This is a genomic window from Micromonospora sp. NPDC004704, from assembly GCF_053601675.1.
In genome coordinates, this window is sequence record NZ_JBSGCD010000003.1 from 239,814 (window position 1) to 265,281 (window position 25,468).

Genomic DNA, 25,468 nt, shown 5'->3' on the forward strand with positions numbered 1-25,468 from the left:
TCTACGACTTCGCGCGGGCGGCGAGCAGTTGCCGGATCTCCTCTTTCAGGTGCTCCGAGACACCGTCGGCCTCCACCAGTCGGGGCAGCAACTCCGGCTCCAGCATCCACGCCCGGAACCCCTCGGCGATGGTCATCCCGCGTTCGGGGCGGTGAACCACCCGTACGTCGTCACCGGCACGGACCTCGCCGGGCTCGACCACCCGCAGGTACGCACCCGGCCGCACCTCCCGGGTGAAGCGCTTCACCCAGCGCGGCTCGGCCATCTTCAACTGGAAGGTGGCGCACGGGATTCGGCCGAACGTGGTCTCCAGCAACAGGTCCGCGCCGACCCGCCACTGTTCACCGATGAGCGCGCCGTTGACGTCCAGCCCGGTCGTGGTGAGGTTCTCGCCGAAGATGCCGCCCCGCAGCGGGCGCCCCAGTTCGGTCTCCCACCAGTCGTAGTCCTCGCGGGCGTAGGCGTACACCGCCTGGTCGTCGCCGCCGTGGTTGGCGATGTCGAAGATCTGGTCACCGACCAGGCCGCTGTGCAGCCCGGTGGTTTTCGGGCCGGGAGCCCTTACCTGCACCGGGCCGTCGACGGGCTGTTTGTTGATGCCGGTGACGCCGACCGACTTGGCGCTGTTCGCCTCCGGCACGGCCAGGTTCACCGAGAGAACCGTCCCCATGGATCCCGACCCTACGTCGACCAGCGGTAGGGTCCCGCGAATTTCTGCGGCCACAGTGGACCGACGGTGGCGTGGCTCACACCCGATCAACTTGGACGATCGGGTGGAAAGCCCTCGATCTAGCCTGCCCTGTGCGGTAGATCACCGAACCTGTCGGTTATGTGCCGTACCGGATATGGGGGAAAGAAATGAAGAAAAGACTGCTGGGTGTCGCCGCCGCGGCGATCATGCTGGTCGCGGCGTCGCTGAGCATCGCGGCGCCGGCACAGGCCGCCGAGAGCCCGGTGGCGCTCTGCGGGTCCGACTACTACGTGCTCGACAGCCACGGTGTCTCCGGCGCCACGGTCTACGTGCTCGCCTCCCGGGGCGGTGCGGCCTACAACTGCGTGGTCACCATCAAGACCGCGAACCGGGGCAAGGCAACCTGGGTGGCCGCCTCGATCGGGACTCCGGACGGGCGGTCCGGCATCGACGAGGGCAACTTCCTGTACTACGCCGGTCCGATCCGGATCAGTGCCCCGAGCCAGTGCATCCAATGGGGCGGTGCCGGCGGTAACCGCAGCTGGTGGACGAGCGCGTGGTCGTACTGCAGCTGATTTTCGGGTAGTCGCACCCGGCCAGCGCGGCGGGGCGGACCGGGTGGGCGCGTCGACCGACCGCTCACCCGGGCGCCCCCGGTGCCGGTCGCCGTACCGGGGCCGGTTCAATGTGCGCATGGTTGTGCGAATCGACGTGGACGCGGTGCGCGGTGCGGTGGATCCGGCGGTCTACCGCGAGGCCGAGGAACTGCTCGCCGGCGGTCGGCTGGGCCGTACCGTCGAGGTGGGCGGCGGCCTGATCGGCGCCGTACACGGCGAGGGGACTGCGGCGTACGAGGTGTGGGTCGGCGTGGTCGGTGGCGCGTTCACCGGCGAGTGCGAGTGTGCCGCGTCGGAGGCCGACCCGGACGAGTTGTGCGTGCACGCGGTCACGTTGACGCTCGCCGCCCTCCGTGACGGGTTCCACTGGTCCTCGGCGGCCACCGCACCGTCGACCGTCGAGGTCGACCCGGAGGTCCGCCGGCTGGCCGAGGTCGCCGCGACCCTCCCGGTCCGCCGGCTGGCCATGCTGGTCGCCGAGCACGCGGTCACCGACCGCCGGTTGGAGACCCGGCTGTTGACGTACGCCGGGCAGCTCGGCGCACCGACGGACCCGGAACTGGCCGACGTGCGCGCGACCGTCGACGGCCTCACCGCCACCGACGAGTCCGATCCGTACGACGCGGCCAAGGCCGGTCAGCAGCTCGTCGAGGAGCTGGAGGTGCTCGCCCAGCGCCCGGCCACCGAGTCGACCCTGCTCACCGTCGAGTACGCCGCCCGCCGCTGGGACACCCTGCTCGGGTCGCTCGGCGAGGCCGCCGACGACGAGGACTTCGAGGAGATCGGCTCGGCCCTGCGCGCGGTGCACGTACGGCTCTGTGCGGAACTGCGTCCCGACCCGGACGCGCTGGTCGAGCGGATGCTCGACATCATCGAGGCGGCCGAGCCGGTCACCTCGTGCCTCGACCTGCCGACCGACTACCTCCCGGTCCTCGGCCCCGACCACGTCGCCGCCCTCACCGACTGAGCCCGGTCAACCGACGGATACAGTGCCCAGATGTTCGCGATCGCACTGGACGACGGGGCCGAACTGCGCCCGCTGGAACCGTGGCAGGCCGAGGAGTTCCTCGCCCACATGGACCGGGCCCGCGCCACCGTCGACCCGTGGATTCCGTGGGCGAGCCGAAGCACCGACCTGGACTCGGCCCGCGCCACGCTCCAGCGGTACGCGGACCTCGCCGCCCGCGACGCCGGCCGGCTGTACGGCATCTGGCTCGACGGCACCCTCGTCGGCGGCACCATGTTCACCTCATTCGACACCACCACCGGCATCTGCGAGATCGGCTGCTGGCTGGAACCGGCCGGGCAGGGCCGGGGTCTGATCAGCCGGGCGGCCGGGCACCTCGTCGACTGGGCGGTACGCGTACGCGGGATGCACCGGGTCGAGTGGCGTACCAGCCCGGCGAACACCGCCAGCAGCAAGGTCGCCCGGCGGCTCGGGATGCGGTTGGACGGCGTACTGCGTGAGACGTTCCCGTACCGGGGAGTCCGCCACGACACCGAGATCTGGTCACTGCTCGCCCCGGAGTGGCTCGCCCGTACTTCCATCGCCCCCTGACGATCAGGACGTACGGAATTGACTTGTCGCTGATGTGGTTCCACCCTTTCGGCTTCATATTTGGCTGGATGTGGAAACAGCGTGTTCGAGCGGCTTACGGAGGCTGCGACACGGGTGTATGTCCTTAGAGGAGGGTTAACTCTTCAGCCGCTCAGAGTGACCGAATGATGCTCTGCTGTCGCTCCCAGTTGTGGCAACGTCTGTGCACGCGCTCCCGAGGCGGGGTGCCACTGACATTGACGCGGAGAAGACCATGAGCACCCCGAACCACCCCGGCCAGGAGCCGCCGTACCAGCCCGAGCCGCCGCACGCGCCGTACCCGCCGCAGCCGGCCTACCAGCCAGGCGTGGCGAGCTACCAGCCCGCCCCGCCGCCGCCCGGCTACCCGGCTGCGGCGCCGCAACCGGGGTACCCGATCGCGGCGCCACCTCCGCGTAAGCGCCGACGGTGGCTGGTGCCGAGCCTGATCGGCGGCGGGATCGTGGTCGCGCTCTGCTGTGGCGGCACGATCATCGCGGCCACCTCCGGGGACCTGGAGGAGACAAACAGTTCGGCCGCCGCGCCGGCCGCCGCGACCGGTTCCGACGCCCCGGCAGCTCCGAAGGCCGCCGAACCCGCCAAGACCGAGGCACCGAAGCCACCGCCGGAGGAGCCGAAGAAGTACAAGGTCGGTGAGACCGTACGGGGCGGCGATTTCGAATTCGTCGTGCATGGCGTCAAGTGCGGCATCGCCCAGGTAGGCAGTTCCTACCTGAACCGGAAGGCGCAGGGTACCTTCTGCCGGACCGATGTCTCGGTGAAGAACGTAACGAAGAAAGCCCATCTGTTCCACGCAGACGGAACCGTCAGCGCGCAGGACGCGAGCAACCGCGAATACGAGGCGGACGGTGAGGCGAACATCTACGGCAACAAGGACGGCGCCGGCTTCCTAGACGAGATCAATCCGGGCAACTCGATTCGCGCCTTCGTCTACTTCGACGTACCGAAAAACACGAAACTGACCACGATCACCTTTGACGCCGGACTGTTCACCCTCGCCGAAGATGCAGTGGTCACGCTCTGACGGTGGTCGCCGCCACACGTGCTCGAGCAGGTCGAAGCGCGTGCTTGACCTCAAATGAGCTTCAACTCGCAGGATGATCATCCAACGGAGAACGGAGCTGTTGATGATCGACCCGAGTACGCCGATCCGCCTGGCCCGACCCAGTAGCGACCTGGCGGCGGCTGAACACTTCTACGTACACGGTCTGGGCCTGGAGGTGCTCTACCGCGGGGTCGCGGGCGGCCCGGACGAGCATGACCTGCTGATGCTCGGCTGGCCGGCGGCGTCCTGGCACCTGGAGTTGGTCGGCGGGCCCAATCTCACGGTGCGCCCGGTGCCGACCGAGGAGGACCTGTTGGTGCTCTATCTCGCCGGGCCGGTGGACGACACGCTGGTGACCCGCCTGGAGCAGGCCGGCGGGCGGCGGGTGTCGCAGGGCGCGTACTGGGACCGGTGGGGCGTGACGGTCGAGGACCCGGACGGTTACCGACTGGTGCTGTCCAGCCGGTCGTGGTCCAACGCCGGGTAGCCCGATCCGCTATCGCGCGGGTGGTTCGAGGAAGTGCAGCAGCCGGTCGGTGAGTTCGGCCGGCTGCTCCTCGAAGATCCAGTGCCCGGAGTTCTCGATGACGTCGCCGCTCACCGTGGTCGCGTACTGCCGGACCTGGTTCTGTACGGCATCCCCGAGGCTGGCGCGGGCACCGAGGGCGAGCACCGGCATGGTGAGTTTCGTCTTGGCGTACTCGGTGTTGTCGGCGACGTCCTGGGGCAGGGCACGGAAGTACGCGAAGCTCGCCCGCAGGTGCGCGTCGTCCTCCAGGTGCCGGGCGTACTCGCGTACGTCGTCGGCGGTGATGCCGTCCTGGACCTCCATCGAGTCGGTGAACCGGTCCACCCAGAGGTCCTCCCGACCGTTCATGATCTCCTCCGGCAGCCCGTTGGGGAGGCTGAAGAAGCCGATGTTCCAGAAGCCGGGGCCGTCCTCGGTCAGCGCGGGGATCTGGAAGAGGGTCCGGTCCGGGATCGGTGCCTCGGTGAGCACCAGTTTGCCCACCTCGTCGCCGTGCTCGGCGGCGTAGGCGTACGCGACCATCGTCCCGATGTCGTGCCCGACGAGGGAGATGTCGCCGTCCAGGTCGAGTTGGGCCAGAAGGCCGTGTACGTCGTCGGCGAGCGTCTTCTTGTCGTACCCGTCCGGTGGTGCGTCGCTGTCCCCGGCGCCGCGCAGGTCGGGTGCGATGACCGTGTAGTGGCGGGCGAGTTCGGGCAGGACCTTCCGCCACATGTACCAGGTCTGCGGGTAGCCGTGCAGCAGCACCAGGGGATCGCCCCGGCCGCCGCGTACGTAGTTCAGGGCCACGTCACCGACCTGGGCTTTCTGCTCGGTGTAACCCTGCGGCACCCGTCCGCTGCTCATGGTCGTCCTCCCCGTCGGCCCCCGGTCGAGCCGGTCTACCCGCCGTCCGGGCCGGTACACCCGCGACGGGGGCCGTCAACGCCGTCGGGACGTTGTAGGAATAGATGCCGGTATATAGCATGGGCGGGTGTCGTCGCCGGCACGGGCACGGGTTGACCGGGTGCCGGCGGACACGAGCACCGGAGCCGGGTGGCGGCCGTCCGCGCAACGACGCGGGGGCCGTGAAGTCGTCGCAGCCACGCTGCCGGCGGACCGGCTCCCGACCGGCCCCGGCAGCCGGTCGAGAGGAACCCACCCGTCATGAGACTCATCCCCGCGCGCCGCCGCGTGCCGGTGGTCGCCGCCCTGGTGACCGCGCTCGCCGCGAGCGTCGTCGGCCTCGCCGGTCCCACCCTGACCCAACCCGCCTCCGCGGCGGCCGGTTGCCTGGTCGACTACCGGGTCAACCAGTGGCCCGGCGGATTCACCGCCACCGTCCGCGTCACCAACGGCGCCAGCCCGGTCACCGGCTGGACCGTCCGCTGGACCTATCCCGCCGCCGACCAGCGGATCACCAACGGCTGGAGTGCCCAGGTCAGCCAGGCCGGTGCGGTCGTGACCGCGACCAACGCCGGCTGGAACGGCAGCCTGCCGGCCGGCGGGTCCACCGAGTTCGGGGTGCAGGGCACCTTCGGTGCGAGCAACCCGACGCCGACCGGGTTCACGCTCAACGGCGTACCGTGCAACGACGCCGGACCCACCACGGCGCCGCCGCCGACCACCCCGCCGCCGAGCACGACGCCGCCGGCCACCACCACCCCGCCGCCGACCAGCCCGCCGGTCACGACGCCGCCGGCCACGACCGCGCCGCCGACCACCCCGCCCCCGACCACCCCGCCGCCGAGCGGATGTGGCACGGCCGCGTTCTGTGACGGTTTCGAGAGCCAGACCGGCGGTACGCCGACCGGCGCATGGAGCGTCAGCTACCCCGACTGTCAGGGCAGCGGTACGGCCACGGTCGACACCACGGTGGCGCACCAGGGCACGAAATCCGTACGGATCAACGGCACCGCGGGTTACTGCAACCACGTCTTCGTCCGGGCCACCGGCGACCTCGCCGGACTCGGGCAGGTGCGCTACGGCCGGTTCTGGGTACGGCACACCACGGCGCTGCCGACCCAGCACGTGACCTTGCTGGCCATGCGCGACGCCAACGACGGCAACCGTGACCTGCGGGTCGGTGGCCAGAACGGGGCGCTGCAATGGAACCGGGCGTCCGACGACGCCACCCTGCCGGAGCAGAGTCCGGCCGGGGTGGCGCTCAGCGTGCCGCTGCCGACCAACCGGTGGACCTGCGTGGAGTTCGTGGTCGACGGGGTGCAGGGCCGCCTCCAGACCTGGGTGGACGGCGGCGCGGTGACCGGGTTGACCGTCGACGGCACCCCGACCCACGACATCGACGGGCAGTGGCTCAACCGGGCCAACTGGCGGCCGAACCTGACCGACCTGCGGTTGGGCTGGGAGAGCTACGGCGAGGGGGCGGACACCCTCTGGTTCGACGACGTGGCGCTCGGGTCGAGCCGGATCGGCTGCTGACCCGCTGACCGACCCACCCGTACGGGCCGAGCCGGGTGACGAGATCGGCCGGCTCGGCCCGTACGGCAATGGGTTTGTACGGCAGTGGGTTTGTTTTCCGCAGAGCGGGGATGCGGCAGCAGTCGACCCACCGGGGGCGGCACCGAGCCCGGGGAGCGGACATGACCGAAGCGACGCTCGACTACTTCGAACCCCGCGGTGGGGCGGTGCTCACCACCCTGCTGATCGTCCGGGACGTCGACCGGTCGCGGGAGTTCTACGAGCGGGTTCTCGGCGCCACCTGCGTACGCGAGCGGGAGCCGTGCATCCTGCACTTCCGCAACAGCTACATCGTGATCAACAACGAGGGCGGCCCGACCGACGACAAGCCGACCGTGCAGGCCCGCGCCCCGCAGGACTCGGGGACGTTGAGCTGCGCGATGAACATCCGGGTCATGGACGTACACGCGGTGTACGAGGAGTGGCGCTCGCGCGGCGGCGAGTTCCTGACCGAGCCGAAGGACCACGGGATGGAGATCCGGTGCTATCTGCGTGACCCGGACGGCTACCTGATCGAGGTGGGCCAGACGACCGGTGGCCTGGAGATGATCGGCCGAGCGCCCCGGTGACCCACGCCGGCTCGTGCACCTGTGTCCCGGTCATCCGGTGGTGCACGGGCGGCCGTCGATGGTGCAGGCGGTCGGCGCGGAGCTGACACCCACCCCGTCGACCCGGAACCGGAAGCTGACCGAGCCGCCCGCCGGTGCCGGCCCGGTGTCGGCGGCCGGGACGAACGTCCAGGTGGTGCCGTCCTGGGTGACCTCGGCCCCGGTCACCTCCCGAACCGTCATCGCCGGCCGGGGCAGGGTGATCGTCACCGTCCAACTCGGCGCCGGGGCCGGGTTCGGGTTGTCGATGGTCACCGTCACCCGGTAACCGACCAGGGTCGCGTCCCCGATCGTGTAGACCGCGGTCAGCGCGCCGGCCGGGGGCGCGGGCGGCGGCGGTGCGACGGACGGCGATCCGGTGGCCGTACCGGCGGGGTTCTCCGGTCGGGCCGGGAGCCCGGCGGGCGGGACGGCCTCCGCGCCGGGGGCACCGGTCCGGAGCGCGTTCGGGCTCGCCTCGCTGCCCGGGGTGCCCGGGTCGGCGCTGCTGCCCACACCCACCTCGGCCGGTGGTGCCACGTTCAGCGGAACGTGTTCGTCCGGCGTACGCAGGACCAGCACGATGAGCAGGACGAGCGCGGACAGCACGGCCGCCGCACCGGCGACGACACCTACCCCGATCGACCAACGCCCGACGGTCACCCCGCCGGACGTACCGGGACGGGCCGGCCCGGAGACGAATGCGCCACGGATCGCCGCCCCCACCCCGAGTACGGCATCGAGCACCGCCACCGCCCGGGTACGGGGCGGCGGACCGGTCCGGACCGGTGGTGGTGGCACCAGTGGTGACGGTGGGACGGTCCCCGATGGACGGTCCGGCGAGTCGAGCCGCAGGTCGCCGGTGGGCTCGTCCGGATTCACGACCGGTACTCCTTCATGATGCTCGGATCCGTTGTTCACTCCGTGGACGAGGGGATCGGCGCGGGTTCGAGGTACACCGGCAGGTGGTGGTGCGCCTGCCCGGCGAAGAGAGCCACCTCGTACGCGACGTCGCCGACTTCCACGTCACCGTCGAACCGTACGGTCAGTACGGCGCCGCCGCGAGTCGTGGCGACGAACAGGTACGCCTCCCGCATCTGCACGATGATCTGACGTACGGTGCCGGCGCCGGTCTGCCGCCCGGTCGCCACGGCGAGCGCGTGCAGCCCCGCCGTCACGCTCGCGACCTGGTCGGCCAGTTCGGCGTCGACCTGCCCGGAGGCGGCGAGTGGTAGTCCGTCGGGGGAGAGCACCATCGCCAGGTCCGCTCCGGTGACCCGGTTGACGAGGTCGTCCAGGAGTCGGGTCAGGTTGTCGGTCGCGACCATCGGGGAAACCACTCGTCGTTGTCCTCTCGCTGCCGTCAGCCGGCATCAGTGTTGTCTGTCATCGGTACGTGGCACCGTGCACGACACGCCGGTACGTTCACGACGCCGGCCGTTTCGGCCAGTTCGGCGTCGCCGATCCGTCGCCGCCCCGTTCGGCTGCCAGCATCCGGAGCCGGTTGAGCAGCTCGCCACGGTTCGCGCAGTTCAGCCGTTGGCGCATCCGGGCGACGTGGTGCTCGACCGTCTTGGCGGAGATGAACAGCCGGTCGCCGATCTGTTTGTAGGTCAGGCCGCTCAGGACCAGGTCGGCCACCTCCTGCTCCCGGTCGCTGAGGCGGCTTTCGGTGGGTGCGGTGACGGCGTCGGCCACGGGTGCGTTCGAGGCGCCGGCCGGGTGCGCGGTGCCCTTGTGTCCGGCCGGTCGGCCCTGCAACATCCGGGCGCAGTCGAGCAGCGCGGTCATCGCTCGCCGGTCCGCGGTCCGGATCGCGGCCTGGCCGGCGAGTCGTGCGCCGTCCCAGCCCAGGCCGGCGTCGTGCAGACCACGCGCGGCGGTCTCGACCCGAGCGGGATCGACGGTGCCACGCAGCACCTCCACCCAGCTTTCGGCAGCGGCGGCCATCACGGCAGAGTACCGGCTGTGACCGACGTTCGCCGCGAGCGCGGCGACGTGTTCGTCGGCTACCGAGGGAAGTTCGGCGATGATCGCGGCGTGCAGGCCGCTCCACCGCAGTTGGGTCGCCCAGAGCGCCGGGCCGCCGAGCCGGTCCAGCAACGCGTACGCCTCGCGTAGGTACGGTTCGAGCCGGTTGAGTTCACCCAGCCGGGCCGCCGCGATGGTGATCTCGCCCAGCGGGAGGAAGCTGAACAGGTCGACCGGGTGCCGTACCAGCGCCTCCCGGGCCTGCCCCCAGGCGCGCTGCACCGCCGGCAGGTCGCTGTCGCGGCGGGCGATGCCCATCTCCAACGCGCTGGCGAAGAGCAGGTCGCGCGATTCGAGCGGACCGGTGGCGTCGGATGCGGTGGCGTCGGGGGCGGGCGGGCCGGTGACCCCGCGCAGCGCCTCGGCCGCCATCGCCGTACGGCCGCGCACCATCAGGATCCACGCCTGGAGCAGCCGGTGCCGGCGGGACATCAGTGCCCCGCCGAGGCCGGCGGCGATGGCCCGGTCCAACACCCGTTCGCCGATCTCCAGTTCGCCGCAGTGCAGTGCCACCAGGGCGGCGAGCGCCGCTGGGCTGTCCGGCAGCAGGACCGTACGGCCGGCGGGTTCGAGCAGTGCCGCGGCCTGTACGAGGGTGGACAGGGCCGCGGTCGGCGGGGCGGTGAGCGTTTCGCGTACGCCCCGGACGGTCAGCAGGGCGGCGCTGGTGAGCAGCGTCGGGGGCCCGTCCGTCGACGGCTGCGGTGCCGGGGCGTCCGGTTCGGCGTCGTGTCCGGTGCCGATGGTGGCGATCGCCGCGAACGCGGCCGACGACGGGGCGTTCGACCAGCGGTACAGCTCGGCGCTCCGGCCGAGCTGCCCCCGGTGGGTGAGCGCGGTGGCGGCGACCGTGGCGCCGTCGCGCCGGTCGTCGGGGTTCGTGGCGCCCACCAGGCGGTCGGCCAGGCGCAACGCGGTGTCGAGGTCCCCGGCGAGCGCGGCGGCGTACGCCTGTCGGGCGGTGGTCGGTCGGCCCGCCGTGGCGGCGGCGGCGAACAGGTCCGCGGCCAGCGACGGCTGCTCGGCCAGCGCCTCCTCTGCGGCGGCCTCGATGGTCAGCCCGGCGTTCTCGCCGCCGACACCGGGGGTGAGCAGGGAACGGACCAGCGGCAGCACCGGGGCGCCGCGTACGCGTTGCAGTTCCGCCAGCCGTTGCCAGACGGCGATCCGCTGGCCGGCGGGGCTGAGCGAGGTGACCGCCCGTTCGACGATCGGGGGCAGCCGGTCGTCCGGGCCGAGCAGTCCGCTGGCGCGGGCCTGTGCCAGGGTCTCGTCCACCTCGTCCGGGTCCTGTTCGAGCAGGGCGCCGAGCAGGTCGACCGGGAGCGGAACCCCGGCCGCGACGGCCAGGAGCAGGCGCCGGACCGGCCAGGTGAGGTCGGCGACCTCGGTCCCGAACGGCAGCAGCGCAGCCGGTGGCACCCGGTGCCCGGCCCCGCCCGCGTCCGCCGCCTGCGGCTGCCGGGGCGGCGTGCCGGCCTCCGGGCGCAGGGCCGCCGCCAGCCGTTCCACGAACCGGGGTACGCCGCCCGTCTGCCCCTGTACGAAGCTCACCAGGTTCGGTTCGGGTCGGTGGCCGTACGCGGTGCCGAGCCGGGCGGCGGTCCGTGCCGGGGTGAACGGGGCGAGCAGCAGCGGTGGCCGGTCCCGGGTCAACTGCTCGGCCAGCTCGACCAGGGCGGCCGGTCGGGGCCAGGGCCGGTACGCGACCGCCAGCCGGGCCGGGCCGGTGTCGAGCCAATGCCGCAGTTCGCGCAGCCGGTCCTCGTCGAGCAGGTGCGCGTCGTCGACCAGCAGCACGGCACCCGGCTCGGGTGGGGTCGCCGCCGCCGGCCAGGTGTCGAGCACCGGGTGCCCGACCCGCCGGTAGATCCCGGCCAGCTCATGCAGGAGCGCGCTCTTGCCGTACCCGCCGGGGGCGGTGATGGCGACGGCCAGCGGGGCGTGCGGGTCCGCGTCGACCGCGTCGAGCAGCGCCCTGGAGGGTCTGTCCAGCACGAGCTCGGGGCGGATGGCGGTGTGCGGACTCAACGTTGTCCTCTCGGGGCACTGCGACCGGGGCGCTCGTCGACCGCTTCACGGCTGGCGCCGCGGATCCCCGTACCACGGGGTTTCGGCAGTTTCAGCGGGGTGATCCGGATCGGCGGGCGGGGTGGCGGTTCGGGTTCGGGTTCCGGCCGTACCAGGTCGCCCGACGGTTGCCGGCCCCGGAGCGGTTCGGGATGGGTCCACTGCGGTTCGTGGTGGCTCGGTGCCGGTGCGGTCCGGGCCGGTGCCGGGTCGGCGGGTCGCGGCTCGGGGGCGCGGGGCTCGGGTCGGGGGGTCGGCAGGACGATCTGCCCGGCGGCCACCGCAGCACCGGCCGCCGCGCTGGTGTCGGGGTCGGGCCCCACCGTGACCAGGCCGGGGAACCGGATCTCGGCCAGTTCGGCGACGAGCGGCGTCCGCGCCCAACCGCCGATCAGGAGTACGCCGTCGAGCTGGTCGCCCGGCAGTCCGCTGGACCGGACGGTGGCGGCGAGGGTGTCGACCGCGACCTGCACGGCGGGGCGGACCAGTTCGGTGAACTCGGCCCGGGTGACCGGGACCCGAATCGGCCCGTGCGGCAGGTGCAGGCGTACGTCGGTTTCGGCGGTGACGGCGAGCCGTTCGCGGGCGCGGGCGCATTCGGCGGGCAGTTCGAGCAGCGCGACCCGTACCTGGGCGTCGTCGAGCTGGCGGGGGCCGAGCTGGCGGCCGAGTTCGGTGCGTACGTGTTCGCGCAGCGCCTCGTCGAAGTCGAGTTCGCCGCCGTACGGCTCGCCCTCGCCGGCCGAGTCGAGTACGCCGAAGCCACCGACCCGCCCCCGCCCGACGACGCTGGCGGTGCACCCGTCCGGACGCAGCGCGAGTACGGCGACCGTGCGCCCGGTGAAGCCGGCGGCGACGTGGCTCTCGGCGGCGGTGACCGCCTCGGAGAGCAGGGTGACGTTGCTCAGCCCGATCTCCCAGAGCGCCGCGTGCACCAGGTTGCGCCGGTACGCCCCCCAGCCGGCGGGGTGGCTGAGCACGATCTGTTCGGGGTGCCCGCCCTCGTGGGCCGCGACCTGCTCGACCACCCGGCTGGTCAGTACGGCGGTCAGCGCCGGTGCGGACCAGCCCTCCCCGCCGATCAGCAGCGGTACGGGGTCGCCGACGCGGGCGACGAAGTCCCGGGCGACCCGTCCGGCGTCGTACGGGGTGCCGCCCAGCGCCGGGTCACCGGGGGTGAGGGCGCCGTTGGGGGCCAGGTGCAGCACCGGTGCGATGGTGGGGGAGTGGGTGTCGAGCCAGGTCACCTCGGGTGGGGCCCAGGAGTTGTCCCAGAGTCGGGAGATGGCGGCGGTGGTGTGGGACCCGCCGATGTCGATCCCGAGGACGTACGCCATTGCACCCGATTCCTTCAGCGATTCTGACTCATCCTTTCGTACCAGAGATCTCTCCACCAACGGGACCCTAAATCTGACGGGACGGACCCCCTAAGCCCCTAACGGCGACGGTCGGTGCTGCCCTAGTCCGGCCCCCCGCAGGACCGGGATCCGTCCCCGATGTCCGGTACGTCACCCACGGCCTAGCGTCAGTGGCAGTTCTGGCGCCCCCGTCGTCGGATCGCCCCGGCCTCCGTCCACCCGACCGGCCCCCGTTCACCCGAGGAGATTTGTCCACCATGGACTCCACCCAGAACCTGCACGATTTTGTACTCAACCTGCTCACCGACGTTGACGCCCGGTCGGCCTTCGAGCTGGACCCGGAGGCCACCCTGGCCGACGCCGGGCTGGGCGACCTCACCCCGGCCGACGTGCAGGACGTGATCCCGTTCGTGGTGGACACCGTGCCGCTGCAGGGCATCACCGCCCTCGCCCCGGTCGGCGACCTCGGCGGCGTGGCCGGACTCGACGGCGGTGCGCTCGGCGTGGTCGGGCAGCTGCAGGCCGTGGCGGACCAGATCACCTCGGCCGGGTTCGGCAACAGCATCGACGTCAACGCGGGCATGCTCGGCGCGATCACGGTCGACCCGACCGGTCTCGGCGCCGCCGCCGCGGTGATCCCCGGCATCGGTGCGGCGGTCAGCCCGGCGGGCCTGTCCACCGACCTGTCCGGCGTCAACGACGTGGCGAACACCCTCGACCTGGGCGTGGTCAACACCTCCGGGGTGACCGGCCTGGTCGACACCACGCAGAGCGTGGCCAACGACCCGACCGGTGCCGTGCTCGACGGCACCGCCACCGACGGCCTGCTCGGCACCGCGGACTTCGCGGTGAACACGGTCACCGGCCTGACCCACGTGACCGGCCTGACCGACTCCCTCGACATCGGTGGCCTGACCGGTGGCCTCACCGACGGTCTCACCGGTGGGCTGAACGGCGTCCCGGTGGTCGGCGACGTGGTCGACACCCACGGCGTCCTCGGCGGCGTCACCTCCACCGTCGGCGGCACCCTCGACGGCGTCGGCCTCACCGGCGACCTGGGCCTCGGCGCGAACGCGCACGCCACCGCCGACACCCACGGCGGACTGCTCGGCATCACCGACGGTCTGCTCTGATCGGCTGCGCCGCGGCCCGGGGGTGGGCGCGGCGCGGCGACCGGCCGGAGACCGGGCCCCGCTGCGGTGGGCCCGGCCTCCGGCCCCCTTTCCGGTACGGCCACTTGATAATCCCGTCGACTGCCACTTGATAATCGCGTCGAAATCGGCACACTTGGTGCGTGATGACGCCAATTTGGCTTGACGTGCTCGACGAGACCAGCCGCCTCTGTGCGGCGCACGGTCGCAGCGACCTGGTCGACTCGGTACGTCGCAAACGGGTGCAGTTGCTGGATCCGGGGCTTCGGGTCCTGGTTGTCGGCGAACCCAAACAGGGCAAGAGCCAGCTCATCAACGCCCTGATCAACGCGCCGGTCTGCCCGGTGGGTGACGGCCGGACCACTGTGGTCCCGACAGTGGTCCGGCACGCCCCGGCGCCGACCGCCGCCCTGGTCCGTACCGCCGCACCGGCACCCGGTCGACCGGCCGTCGAGGCGCCCGTACCGGCGGAGCGGGTGCCGCTGCCGATCGAGCAGGTCGCCGCCCGGATCAGCACCGCGGTCGTCGCCGGTCCCGGTGGCGTCGGCAGCACCCACGTCGAGATCGGGGTCCCGCGCGGGCTGCTCGCCGGTGGGCTCACCCTGGTCGACACCCCCGGCGCGGAGGGCCCGGACCAGGCCCGGACAACCTCGGCGTACGCGGCGCTGGCCCGACCGGACGCGGTCCTGCTGGTCACCGACGCGACCAGGGAACTCTCCGTCCCCGAGCTGAACCTGCTGCTGCACCTGGCCCAGTCGCACCCGAACGTGATCGTCGTCCAGACGAAGATCGACATGGTGCCGGACTGGCGCACCGTGGTCGACCGCAACCGGCAGCACCTGGCCAGCGCCGGGGTCCCGGCGGCGCTGATCCCGGTCTCGGCCGCGTTGCGCCTGGCGGCGGCGCAGACCGACGACAAGGTGGTCAACGCCGAGTCCCGGTTCCCCGACCTGATCGGCCGGCTGCTGCGCGACCAGGGCAGCAAGGCCGAGGTGCTGGCCCGGTCGGCGGTCGCCCTGCTCAGCCGGACCACGATCGAGCAGCTCGCCGCGCCGCTGCGGGCGGAGCTGACCTCGGCCTCCTCCGGCGACAACTCGGCCGCCATGAACCGGCTCCGGGCCGCCCAGCGCGAGGTCGACGAGCTGCGCCGGTGCACCACCCGGTGGCAGAACACGCTCAACGACGAGATGGCCGACCTGCTCTCCGACATCGAGTACGACCTGCGCGACCGGACCCGCAAGATCCTGCGCCAGGTGGACGAGGCGTTCGAGACGGCCGACCCGCAGACCGGCTGGGAGCCGTTCCAGGAGTGGCTGGAGGAGAACCTGGTCGAGGCGGCCGAGGCGAACTTCGTCTGGCTGGCCCAACGGTGCGACTGGATCGCCGGCCGGGTCGCCACCCAGTTCACCCGGTACGGTCACGACGCCCTCCCGGACTGGTCGGTGCAGGTACCGGCCGACATCGCCGAACGGCTCCCGGTGCTGGAACAGCCGCCGATCGAGCGGTTCACGCCGACCCAGAAGGTGGTCACCGCGTTGCGCGGCTCGTACGGCGGGGTGTTGATGTTCGGGCTGGCGACCAGCCTGGCCGGCATGCCGCTGATCAACTTCGTGTCGCTCGGTGCCGGCGCGCTGTTCGGCGGCAAGAGCATCCGGGACGAGAGCAAGTCGCTGCTCAAGCGGCGGCAGGCGGCGGTACGGATGGCCGCCCAGCGGCACGTGGACGACTTCTTCCTGCGCCTGAACAAGGACTGCCGGGACACCGCCCGGCGGGTGCAGCGGATGCTGCGGGACCACTTCGCGGCGCTGACCGAGGACCTCCAGGAGGCGATCGTCGCGTCCCTGCGTACGGCGAAGCAGTCCGCGGACGCCGACGCCGCCACCCGCGACCAGCGGCACCGCCAGATCGAGCAGGAGATGCGCCGGCTGGCGGCCCTCTACGAGCAGGTGCAGCAGCTCGCGGCCGGACGCGGCGGCATGGGTTCGGCACCGCTGGGCAGCCCCCGGTGACCGGCGCCGGCCGGCTGGACGAGTCCGTGCCGGCGCTGCTGACCGACGCGCTGACGCTCTACTGGGACAACCCGGCCGCGACCGAACGCCTGCGGCACTATCTCGACCGGTTCGACGAACCGCTGCGGATCGCCGTCGCCGGATCGTGGCGGGCCGGCAAGTCGACGCTGCTCAACGCGATCCTCGGGGAGGAGGTCGCACCGGTCGAGCCGGCCGACGGCGGCCCGCTGCACACCTGGTACGAGGACGGCCCGGAACCGGGGGCGACGGCGTACTCGGCGGAGGGGTCGGCGTGGGAGCTGCCGGTGATCCGGTCCACCGGGGCGCTGCGGGTGGAGTTGGGCGGCTGGCGGTCCACGCAGGTCAGCGAGGTGGTGGTGCGCTGGCCGACGCGGGTCCTGCGGCACACCACCCTGGTCGAGATGCCGGCCGTCCCGCCGACCGGCGAGGACGAGGAACAGCCCACCGCGATGAAGATCATCCGGGATGCGGACGCGGTCCTCTACCTGACCCGCGACGGGCGCGAGACCGACCTGCGGTTCCTCCGGGCGCTGCGCGAGGGAACCGTCGGCCGGTCCACCCCGGTCAACGTGCTGCAGGTCCTCGCCCGCGCGGACGAACTCGGCGGAGGCCGGGTCGACGCGCTGGTCACCGCGAAGCAACTGGCCCGACGGCAGTACCAGGAGCCGGGGGTGCGCCCGCTGTGCATGGGGGTGGTGCCGGTGGCCGGGCTGGTCGCCCTGGCCGGGCGGGTGCTGAGCGAGACCGAGTTCGCCGCCCTGGCCGCGCTCGCCGAGCTGCCCCGCGAGGAGCTGACCGCCGCGCTGCTGTCGGCCGACCGGTTCGTCAACACCCAGTTCACCACCGTTCGCCCCGCCGGTGGTCTGCGCGCTGCCGCCACTGACTATTCCGATTCAACCTTGCCGGACGCGACGCAGCGGCGGGCGCTGCTGGACCGGTTCGGGGTCTTCGGACTGCGCCTGGCCACCACGCTGATCCGTACCGGAGCCACGAACCGGGCCGGGCTCGCCGCCGAACTCGTCCGCCGCAGCGGGCTGACCGAGCTGCGCGAGTCGATGGCCCGGTACTTCACCGACCGCCGGGAGGTGCTCAAGGCCCGGTCCGCGCTCGCCGCCCTGGAGCGGGTGGTGCGCGGCGATCCCCGGCCCGGGTCGGCGGACCTGCTGGCCCGGGTGGAGCAGGTGCTCGCCTCCGCGCACGACCTCCGCGAGCTGCGCCTCCTGGCCACCCTCCGCGACCCCAAAACCAAGATCGACCGGGACCTGGCCGCCGAGGCGCACCGGCTGGTCGGTGGCAACGGCACGAGCCTGGCCGTACGGCTGGAGCTGGACCAGGACACCGACGGCGGGCAACTGTGGGAGCGGGGCGTCGACGCCCTCTACCGCTGGCAGGCCCAGGCCGAGGATCCGCTGCTCCGGCCCGACCAGCGGCGTATCGCCCGGGTGGTCCTGCGCAGCGTCGAGGGGATGCTCGCCGAACTGCGCGCTGGATGGTCACTACACTGAGCAAACCCTGGCCCGCCGCTGCCGCCTGCCTGCCAGGGGTCGCCTCGGACGGAGTTTTCCATGCTGACCATGCAAGATGCCCTGGCCCGCCTGACGGCGTACTGGTCGGAGCAGGGCTGCCTCGTGCTCCAACCGATGAACACGGAGGTCGGTGCCGGCACGCTCAACCCGGCGACCTTCCTGCGGGTCCTCGGCCCCGAGCCGTGGCGCACCGTGTACGTCGAGCCGTCGGTCCGCCCGGACGACTCCCGGTACGGGGAGAACCCGAACCGGCTCCAGACGCACACCCAGCTCCAGGTGATCCTGAAGCCGGAACCGGGCAACGCGCAGGAGCTGTACCTGGGCAGCCTGACCGCGCTCGGCATCGACGTGACGGCGCACGACGTCCGGTTCGTCGAGGACAACTGGACCGCCCCGGCGATGGGCGCCTGGGGGCTGGGCTGGGAGGTCTGGCTCGACGGGCTGGAGATCACCCAGTTCACGTACTTCCAGCAGGCCGGTGGGGTGAACCTCGACCCGCCGTCGGTGGAGATCACGTACGGCATCGAGCGGATCATCATGGCGTTGCAGAACGTACGCCACTTCAAGGACATCGCGTACGCGCCCGGGGTCAGCTACGGCGAGGTCTTCGGCCAGTCCGAGTACGAGATGTCCCGCTACTACCTGGACGACGCAGACGTGGCGGCCAACCGCGAACTCCTCGAGCTGTACGCCGCCGAGGCCCAGCGGATGATCGACGCCGGCCTGCCTGTCCCCGCGCACACGTACGTGCTGAAGTGCTCGCACGCGTTCAACGTGCTCGACTCCCGGGGCGCGGTCTCCACCTCCGAACGGGCCGCCGAGTTCGCCCGGATGCGCCGGATGGCCGGCGAGGTCGCCCGCCTCTGGGCCAGCCGCCGCGAGGAGCTGGGCCACCCGCTGGGCGTGGTCGAGCAGACCCCGCCGGCCGTCGCGCCCACCGCCACCCCGACCGGCGAGACCGGCGCCCGCCAGCTCGTCTTCGAGATCGGCACCGAGGAGATGCCGCCGGCCGAGGCGCGTACCGCCCGTGAGCAGGTGCGCCGGGAGCTGACCGAGCGGCTGGCCGCCACCCGGCTGGCGCACGGCACCATCCGGATACTGGCCAACCCCCGCCGGCTGGTCGCCGTCGTCGACGACGTCGCCGCCCGCGAAGAGGACCACATCCGTACGGTGAAGGGCCCCAAGGCCGCCGCCGCGTTCACCGCCGACGGGCAGCCCACGCCCGCCCTGCTCGGCTTCGCCCGGTCGCAGAAGATCGAGGTCGACGCCCTGGAACGGGTCGAGTTCAACGGGGTCGAGCACCTCGCCGTGCTCCGCCCCGAAGCCGGCCGGGAAGCCGCCGACGTCCTCGGTGAGGTGCTGGCCAAGGTGGTGACCGCGCTGCGGTCGGCGAAGAACATGCGCTGGAACGACCCGAACCTGGCCTTCACCCGCCCGGTCCGGTGGCTGCTCGCCCTCTGGGGTGACCAGGTGGTCCCGGTGGCGGTGTCGTCGCTCGTCTCCGACCGGCAGACCCGGGTGCACCGCAACTCGCCCGCACCGACCATCCCGGTCGCCTCGGCCGAAGCCCACCTCGGCATCCTGGCCGACGCCGGCATCGTGGTCGACCCGGACGAGCGTCGCCGGCTCATCGTCGCCGGTGCCGAGCGGCTCGCCGTCGAGGCCGGCGGGCGGCTCGACACCGACGCCGAGCGTTCCCTGATCGACCAGATCCTCTACCTGGTGGAGCAGCCGACCCCGCTGCTCGGCCGGTTCGACCCCGACTACCTCCGGCTTCCGGAGGCGATCCTGGTCAACGTGATGCGCAAGCACCAGCGCTACCTGCCGGTGCGCGACGCCGACGGCAAGCTCCTGCCGTACTTCGTGGCGGTCGCGAACGGTGCCGTCGACGCCGACCTGGTCCGGGCAGGCAACGAGGCGGTCCTCCGTGCCCGGTACGAGGACGCCGCCTTCTTCTACCGCGCCGACCTGAAGGTTCCGCTGGTCGGGATGCGGGAGCGGATCAGCCGGCTGACGTTCACCGACAAGCTCGGTTCGATGGCCGACCGCGCCGACCGGATCGCCGAACTGGCCCGCGTACTGGCCGCCGCCCTGGACCTCGACCCGGCCGACACGGCCACCCTGCACCGGGCCGCCGCGCTGGTGAAGTTCGACCTCGGCTCCCAACTGGTCACCGAGATGACCAGCCTCGCCGGGGTGATGGCCCGCGACTACGCGCTGCACGCCGGAGAGTCCGAGGCGGTCGCCGAGGCCGTCTACGAGGCCGAGTTGCCGCGCGGTGCCGGCGACGCGCTGCCGCAGTCGCTGCCCGGGGCGCTGCTGTCCCTGGCCGATCGGCTGGACCTCGTCGCCGGTCTCGCCGCCACGGTCGGGCTGCCTACCGGCAGCAGCGATCCCTTTGCCGTACGCCGGGCGTTTCTCGGTCTGCTGGCCGTGCACCGCGCCCACCCGGCGCTGGCCGGTCTGAGCCTGACCGAGGCGCTCGCGTCGGCGGCCCGGCGGCAACCGGTGCCGGTCGAACAGTCGGTGCTCGCCGCCGCGGCCGAGTTCCTGAGCCGTCGGCTGGAGCAGTTGCTCACCGAGGAGGGCCAGCCGGTCGACCGGGTACGGGCAGCGCTTCCGCACGCCGAGCGCCCCGGACTGGTCGACCTCCTGCTCGGCCAGATCGACACCCTGGTCAAGGACGAGCAGTTCCGCGCCCTGGTCGAGGCGATCCAGCGGGCCCGCCGCATCGTCCCCGCCGGTACGCCCACCGACTACCGCCCGGAGGCGCTGGTCGAGCCGGCCGAGTTGCGCCTGCACGAGGTCCTGACCGAGGTACGCGGCGCGCTCGACCCGCACGCGGACCTGGAGCGCTTCAACGAGGTCGCCGGCCGGATCACCGCGCCGGTCAACACGTTCTTCGACGACGTCTTCGTGATGACCGACGACCTCGACCTGCGTGCCGCCCGCCTCGGCCTCCTGGCGACCGTGAGCACCCTCGGCGCCGACCTGCTCGACTGGGACCACCTGCGGATGTAGCCGACGCTCGCGTTCTGCTCCGCCGTTCCGGCGACCGTGTCCCAGCGGTCGCCGGAACGGGAGCAGAATGGCGCCGTGTCAGACCACACGACCTCAACCCGGCTGATCGCGTCCGCCGCACGGGAGGGCCTGGCGCCGCTGGGGCTGCGCCGCCTCGACAGGTCACGGACGTGGTACGACGATCGCGGCTGGTGGGTCATCCACGTCGAGTTCCAGTCGTCCCGTCGTGCGGGCACCTATCTCAACATCGGTGCGATGTGGCTGTGGGTGGACAAGAACTTCTGGACCTTCGACGAGGGGGACCGCCTGTACTGGCGGAACGACGGTTCCTTTACCTACGACCCGCCGTACGGCGGGTCCGGGTGGCTACAGTTTCTCGACTTCCTGAGGGTCGAGCAGTTCTCGCGTGATCTGCCGTCACTGGTCCAGATTGCCGCGCGTCGGGTAACCGAGCTTCGGGCACAGTTTCCCGATCCGGGAAGCGTGGTGACGCACCTGGCGTCCCGACGAACCCGACGTGCCGAGTCGGAGTGGTGGCACGACTACAACACCGGCGCCGCGGCTGGGCTCTGTCGGGACACCGCCACCGCCAGGCGGAGTTTCGACAGCATCAGGCCGGACCACCTCGAGGTCGACTGGGTGCACGACCTGGCACGGACGGCGTCCGAGCTGGGTGATCTCGCGAGCGATCCTGACGCCCTCCAGGAACGCATCCTGGCCACCATCCACGCGACCCGGCAACGGCTGAAGCTGCCACCATCGGTGATCACAGCCCCCACCGCCTGACCCGGTGTGGACGTCAGGGGGCTTCCGAGTCCAGGTGCTGCTCGATGCCGTCCGTCATCCGGGTGAACTCGCCGACGAGGTCGACGTCGTACCGGTTGGCAAGGTCGCCAGGTCCATGCCCGACACCATAGATCGGTGTTGTGGCCGGCGGCGTATCACTTTCAGGACGTACATCATCGATGATGTGGCTACATCAAAGACGATGTAGAGCCTTGACGCGTTGTATGGCTCCGGCGGCCCGCGGGGTTCGGCAAGGCTGACCACCCGATCAGCGCCGGCAACGGGACAGGAACGCCGATTCGTTCGCTAAGGGGCGAAACCTGGCGGTACGCCGGGGTTCCTGGGGGTGACAGGGCCACTCACCGGCGCGAAAACGGCACTAGCGTGGGTGGCATGGACAGCACGAACGCGCTCGGCGAGTTCCTGCGTGCCCGGCGGGAACTGGTCCGTCCCGAGGATGTCGGGATCAGCCGGGGTGTCGGGATGCGGCGGGTTCCGGGTCTGCGCCGGGAGGAGGTGGCGATGCTCGCCGGCATCAGCTCGGACTACTACCTGCGTCTGGAGCAGGGGCGCGACCGTAACCCCTCGATCCAGGTGCTCGACGCGCTCGCCACGGTGCTGCAACTCGACCCCGAGGCGACCGCGTACATGATCGGGCTGACCGGGGAACGGGCGTCGCACCTGCGCCGGCTGGCTCAGTCGTCGCCCCGTCGGCGGACGTCGCCGCAACTGGAGCGGGTGCCGGCGAGCATTCTCCAGCTCATCGACGGCTGGCCGACCAATCCGGCGTACGTCCAGAACAGGTTCTCGGACGTACTCGCGGTCAACTCCCTGGCGGCGGCGCTTTCCCCCAACTACGCCCCGGGGGTGAACCTGCTCCGGGCGGTGTTCCTCGACCCGGCCGAGCGGGACCTGCGCCGGGACTGGGAGGAGGTGACGGAGGAGGGCGTGGCCAACCTCCGTGCACTCGCCGGACCCGACGTCGACGATCCCCGGCTGGTGGAACTCGTCGGAGAGCTGTCCGTACGCAGCGACCGGTTCCGGCGACTGTGGGGGCGCCATGACGTGCAGCCCAAGCGGGGCCGGATCAGCAGGCTGACCCACCCCCAGGTCGGCGAGATCGACCTGCAGGGCAACAAACTGGCCATCGGCGGCACCGACGACCTCATCCTGGTGGTGTTCCACGCCGAACCGGGCAGCCGGAACGCCGAACTGCTGGGCCTGCTGGGCAGCCTCGTCGCCGCTGACCCGGCCCGAATCCGGGACGACCCCGACCGCCAGCCCGTCGACGAGTAGCGCGGCGGTCACTCACAGCCCGTGGACGAGCACCGCGGCCACCACGGGGACCAGCACGGCCCAGCACAGCAGGAGCGCGGCGAAGGGCGGTCGTGGCACCTCGGCCACCGGCGGGGGGACTGTCCCGCCACCGCGTACGGCCTGCTCGCGGGCGTGGCGCAGCGCGTGCCGCAACTCCTCGGCGGTCCGCTCGCCGGACGCGGGCGGCGGGAACCGCATCCACTGTCGCGCCGCGACGGTGAGGGCGTACCCGTTCTCGTCGTCGAGGACGGACACCTCCGAACCGGTGCCGTCCACCCGTAGCTCCGCTGACCAGGTGAGCCGGTGGACCCGCCAGGCCGTGACCATCACCAGTCCGCCGGCGTTCCAGCACAGGTACGCACGCAGGTGGCGCCGCCAGCCGTGGTACAGCGGAAGCGCTGTCAGGGGTGCCGCGATGGCGAACGCCCCCGGCAGGGACAGGGAATCGAGCAGCGACAGCGAGTCGAGCGGGCCCGTGATCAGCAGCCCGGCGGGAGCCAACACCGCCACCACGGAAGCCAGCGCCCGGGCCCAGCCGATCAGCGGGTGTGACCGGTGGAACCGCAGGTCGCCGGGGGAGGCACGGCGATCCGCCTCGGTGAGCAGGCTCAGGTCGACCGGTGGTTCGTCGGCCTCGGCCGAGTATTCACCGGTGACCGGGTGGACCGGGATCTCCCTCAGCGCACGCACCGGGTTCCGGGGCAGCCGTATCCGGCCGTCGACCTCCACCGCGCACCAGTGCCCCGGGCGCGGATCGCCGTACAGGACGGCCTGTTTCGGTGTGGGGTCCGGCTCCGGGTCGTCGGGCGGATCGGCGTGGATCGCGGGAACGGTTACCAGCGTGGTCCGACCCGGTCCGGGGCCCGGCAGGAGGACGAGCACGTTGCCTTCCACCTCGAGAGCACCGACCGCCCGTACGGGCTGCGCCTCGCCGAACAGCCGGCGCAGCGCGGTGTTGCGGTCGACCGTGCGCAACGCCAGGGCGGCGCCGACGGCCGCGGCGATCGCCGCGAGGGCGAGCCACCCGGCGGCGTCGTACGGCTCGCTGACCGGCTGCACCAGGCCGTGACCGTCCACGTAGAACTGCATTGTGCTGCCGACGGGGTAGTAGTCGACGTCGAGGACGTTCACGTTCGCCTGGCTCCCGTCGGGGAACGCGACCCCTGCCGTCCACCCGTCGCGATGCTCCCGCACCACCCCGCTGATTACCCGGGCCGCCTGCTGCTGGGCGTCCCTGCGGTCCTGTTCGGCCAGTCCCCAACAGCCCGTGCCGGCCGTGCCGACGGCGAGCACCGCGGTCAGGGCGAGCCAATGCCGACCGAGCACCGGCACCCGGGTCGGCCGGGGCACCGGTCGGTGGTCCGACACGGGCACGGTCGACGCGGGGGCGGACCCGGCGGCCCACCGGGCCGATCCGGGGAGACACCAGAACAGGGCGGCGTAGCCGAAGACGACGGGGTAGGTCCACCAGGGCATGGTCGGGTCGAGGAAGTCGGCCACCAGGAAAGCCGCCGTCGCGCCGACCGCGGACCAGGCCGCGGTGCGCCAGTGGAGATAGACGACGAGCATCGAGCCGACCAGCAGGCCGAAGAACGTCGAGGCGGACCGGCTCGGCAGACAGGGGTCCGCCACCGAGCACGTGGGTTGCCCGACCTCCCCACCGACGACGATGACACCGATGACGGCGAATCCGGCGAGCGGCACGAGTAGTCGCGGACTTCGCAACCACGACCAGGACGAGAGCATCGAATGATCATGCCGGGCCGGGGCGACCCGGTCGACGGCTGTTCGGCTGACCCGTACCGAGTGGTTTCCCGTACCGGCGACCGGCGGGATGCACAGTCGCCGGTACGGGAACCGGCTCGCCGCCCCGGCGCGACGAACCGCCCTGCCGCCCGCGGTGAGTTTCGCTCCTATTCGGCGGCGGCGCGCTTCGCCAGGCCGCGCGGCGGAGCCTTCATGCCGACCACGATGTCCACGATCTCGATGTAGCGGGCCTTGGCGCCCATCCGGAAATCCGTCGCCGCCGCGTGGATCTCCTCCAGGGTGTCCGCCTCGACCATGGTGACCTGGTCGTAGCGGGCGTCGACACCGCTGCACACGACGTGGGTCAGTAGTTTGGCGTACCTGCCCATGTCCCGCGCATGTCCGGCGGAGACCTCGTGGATGCCGTCCCGGCCCAGGGCGAAATACTCGGGACTGATCTTCATGAACAGGAACGCGACGTACTTGTTCTTTTCCGCTAACTCATGCATGGCACCTTCCCAACCGAAACCTTCGATGGGTAGTTGAGTGATCACTGTGAGTTTATGGTTTCTGACAGATCGTCAGAGAGAACTGTCCGCTGGCCGACTCAACGAACGGTGGCGGTGCCCCCGGCGGGGGAACCGGGCTGCGTCGATCGGGCCGTCGTGGCAGGGTGCGGGCATGGGCGTACCCGACGGTTTCGCGTACACGACCCGGGCCGGCGGCGTGGTTGTCATCTCCCACCACGGTCGACCGGCGACCACGCTGCGTGGTGGCCGGGCGGCCGACTTCCTGGCCGAGGTCGAGGACGGCGACCCGCAACAGGTGATGGCCCGCTGGACCGGCAACTACCGCCGGGGCAACGAGCGGACCGCCAGGAACCACCCGCGCAACGCCTGACATCCG

The 25,468-nt window shown here is 71.8% G+C and carries 22 protein-coding genes; 14 read left to right on the forward strand and 8 right to left on the reverse strand.

What is annotated here, in order from left to right:
* Position 1 precedes the first annotated feature (1 nt).
* Positions 2–670, reverse strand: a complete 669-nt coding sequence (locus ACWEFB_RS05445; protein ID WP_452282474.1) for an MOSC domain-containing protein — start codon at positions 668–670, stop codon at positions 2–4.
* A gap of 188 nt (positions 671–858) precedes the next feature.
* Here ACWEFB_RS05445 and ACWEFB_RS05450 point away from each other — a divergent pair, with 188 nt between their 5' ends.
* From ACWEFB_RS05450 to ACWEFB_RS05470, 5 genes are all read left to right on the forward strand, one after another.
* Positions 859–1,266, forward strand: coding sequence for a hypothetical protein (locus ACWEFB_RS05450; protein ID WP_326556421.1), 408 nt, complete (start codon positions 859–861; stop codon positions 1,264–1,266).
* Positions 1,267–1,384: 118 nt separating this feature from the next.
* Positions 1,385–2,275, forward strand: coding sequence for a hypothetical protein (locus ACWEFB_RS05455; protein WP_452282476.1), 891 nt, complete (start codon positions 1,385–1,387; stop codon positions 2,273–2,275).
* A gap of 30 nt (positions 2,276–2,305) precedes the next feature.
* Positions 2,306–2,866 carry a GNAT family N-acetyltransferase gene (locus ACWEFB_RS05460; protein ID WP_452282478.1) on the forward strand — a complete coding sequence of 187 codons (561 nt, stop codon included), beginning with the start codon at positions 2,306–2,308 and terminating at the stop codon, positions 2,864–2,866.
* 253 nt (positions 2,867–3,119) lie between these two features.
* Positions 3,120–3,929, forward strand: a complete 810-nt coding sequence (locus ACWEFB_RS05465) for a DUF4352 domain-containing protein (RefSeq protein WP_452282480.1) — start codon at positions 3,120–3,122, stop codon at positions 3,927–3,929.
* Between the two features lie 103 nt (positions 3,930–4,032).
* Positions 4,033–4,437: a VOC family protein gene (locus ACWEFB_RS05470; RefSeq protein ID WP_452282482.1), complete on the forward strand. Its 405-nt coding sequence runs from the start codon at positions 4,033–4,035 to the stop codon at positions 4,435–4,437.
* Positions 4,438–4,446: 9 nt separating this feature from the next.
* Here the strand turns inward: ACWEFB_RS05470 and ACWEFB_RS05475 are convergent, their stop codons facing one another.
* The gene (locus ACWEFB_RS05475) at positions 4,447–5,325 is read right to left on the reverse strand and encodes an alpha/beta fold hydrolase (protein ID WP_452282484.1); all 879 of its coding nucleotides are present in this window, start codon (positions 5,323–5,325) and stop codon (positions 4,447–4,449) included.
* 300 nt (positions 5,326–5,625) lie between these two features.
* Between ACWEFB_RS05475 and ACWEFB_RS05480 the strand changes: the two genes are divergently transcribed.
* Both ACWEFB_RS05480 and ACWEFB_RS05485 read left to right on the forward strand, forming a co-directional pair.
* Complete coding sequence (locus tag ACWEFB_RS05480) at positions 5,626–6,900, forward strand: cellulose-binding domain-containing protein (RefSeq protein ID WP_452282486.1); 1,275 nt, start codon at positions 5,626–5,628, stop codon at positions 6,898–6,900.
* A 161-nt stretch (positions 6,901–7,061) separates the two neighbouring features.
* A complete protein-coding gene (locus ACWEFB_RS05485) occupies positions 7,062–7,508 on the forward strand; it encodes a VOC family protein (protein WP_452282488.1) in 447 nt (148 codons plus the stop codon).
* A 30-nt stretch (positions 7,509–7,538) separates the two neighbouring features.
* Here the strand turns inward: ACWEFB_RS05485 and ACWEFB_RS05490 are convergent, their stop codons facing one another.
* The 4 genes from ACWEFB_RS05490 to ACWEFB_RS05505 form a co-directional block, all read right to left on the reverse strand.
* The gene (locus ACWEFB_RS05490) at positions 7,539–8,408 is read right to left on the reverse strand and encodes a cellulose binding domain-containing protein (protein WP_452282490.1); all 870 of its coding nucleotides are present in this window, start codon (positions 8,406–8,408) and stop codon (positions 7,539–7,541) included.
* Between the two features lie 35 nt (positions 8,409–8,443).
* Positions 8,444–8,854 (reverse strand): roadblock/LC7 domain-containing protein, encoded by a 411-nt coding sequence (locus tag ACWEFB_RS05495; RefSeq protein WP_326556431.1) that lies wholly within the window; start codon positions 8,852–8,854, stop codon positions 8,444–8,446.
* Positions 8,855–8,951: 97 nt separating this feature from the next.
* Positions 8,952–11,588 (reverse strand): LuxR C-terminal-related transcriptional regulator, encoded by a 2,637-nt coding sequence (locus tag ACWEFB_RS05500; protein WP_452282492.1) that lies wholly within the window; start codon positions 11,586–11,588, stop codon positions 8,952–8,954.
* Positions 11,585–12,964: an Hsp70 family protein gene (locus ACWEFB_RS05505; protein WP_452282494.1), complete on the reverse strand. Its 1,380-nt coding sequence runs from the start codon at positions 12,962–12,964 to the stop codon at positions 11,585–11,587. Before ACWEFB_RS05505 ends, ACWEFB_RS05500 begins: the two co-directional genes overlap by 4 nt.
* Before the next feature lie 278 nt (positions 12,965–13,242).
* Here ACWEFB_RS05505 and ACWEFB_RS05510 point away from each other — a divergent pair, with 278 nt between their 5' ends.
* The 6 genes from ACWEFB_RS05510 (at position 13,243) to ACWEFB_RS05535 (ending at position 22,795) form a co-directional block, all read left to right on the forward strand.
* Positions 13,243–14,118 carry an IniB N-terminal domain-containing protein gene (locus ACWEFB_RS05510; protein ID WP_452282496.1) on the forward strand — a complete coding sequence of 292 codons (876 nt, stop codon included), beginning with the start codon at positions 13,243–13,245 and terminating at the stop codon, positions 14,116–14,118.
* Between the two features lie 164 nt (positions 14,119–14,282).
* Positions 14,283–16,145: a dynamin family protein gene (locus ACWEFB_RS05515; RefSeq protein ID WP_452282786.1), complete on the forward strand. Its 1,863-nt coding sequence runs from the start codon at positions 14,283–14,285 to the stop codon at positions 16,143–16,145.
* On the forward strand, positions 16,142–17,671 hold the full coding sequence (locus ACWEFB_RS05520) for a hypothetical protein (RefSeq protein WP_452282498.1): 1,530 nt from the start codon (positions 16,142–16,144) through the stop codon (positions 17,669–17,671). Before ACWEFB_RS05515 ends, ACWEFB_RS05520 begins: the two co-directional genes overlap by 4 nt.
* 60 nt (positions 17,672–17,731) lie before the next feature.
* Complete coding sequence (locus tag ACWEFB_RS05525) at positions 17,732–20,713, forward strand: glycine--tRNA ligase (RefSeq protein WP_452282500.1); 2,982 nt, start codon at positions 17,732–17,734, stop codon at positions 20,711–20,713.
* Between the two features lie 75 nt (positions 20,714–20,788).
* Positions 20,789–21,499: a hypothetical protein gene (locus ACWEFB_RS05530; protein ID WP_452282502.1), complete on the forward strand. Its 711-nt coding sequence runs from the start codon at positions 20,789–20,791 to the stop codon at positions 21,497–21,499.
* Positions 21,500–21,892: 393 nt separating this feature from the next.
* Positions 21,893–22,795 (forward strand): helix-turn-helix domain-containing protein, encoded by a 903-nt coding sequence (locus ACWEFB_RS05535; RefSeq protein WP_452282504.1) that lies wholly within the window; start codon positions 21,893–21,895, stop codon positions 22,793–22,795.
* Between the two features lie 12 nt (positions 22,796–22,807).
* On the opposite strand, the gene ACWEFB_RS05540 is transcribed toward ACWEFB_RS05535, so the two are convergent.
* Positions 22,808–24,562, reverse strand: coding sequence for a hypothetical protein (locus ACWEFB_RS05540; protein ID WP_452282506.1), 1,755 nt, complete (start codon positions 24,560–24,562; stop codon positions 22,808–22,810).
* Between the two features lie 167 nt (positions 24,563–24,729).
* On the reverse strand, positions 24,730–25,071 hold the full coding sequence (locus tag ACWEFB_RS05545) for a hypothetical protein (protein WP_326556442.1): 342 nt from the start codon (positions 25,069–25,071) through the stop codon (positions 24,730–24,732).
* 172 nt (positions 25,072–25,243) lie between these two features.
* On the opposite strand from ACWEFB_RS05545, the gene ACWEFB_RS05550 reads away from it, so the two are divergent.
* Positions 25,244–25,462: a hypothetical protein gene (locus tag ACWEFB_RS05550; RefSeq protein ID WP_452282509.1), complete on the forward strand. Its 219-nt coding sequence runs from the start codon at positions 25,244–25,246 to the stop codon at positions 25,460–25,462.
* Positions 25,463–25,468: the final 6 nt, after the last annotated feature.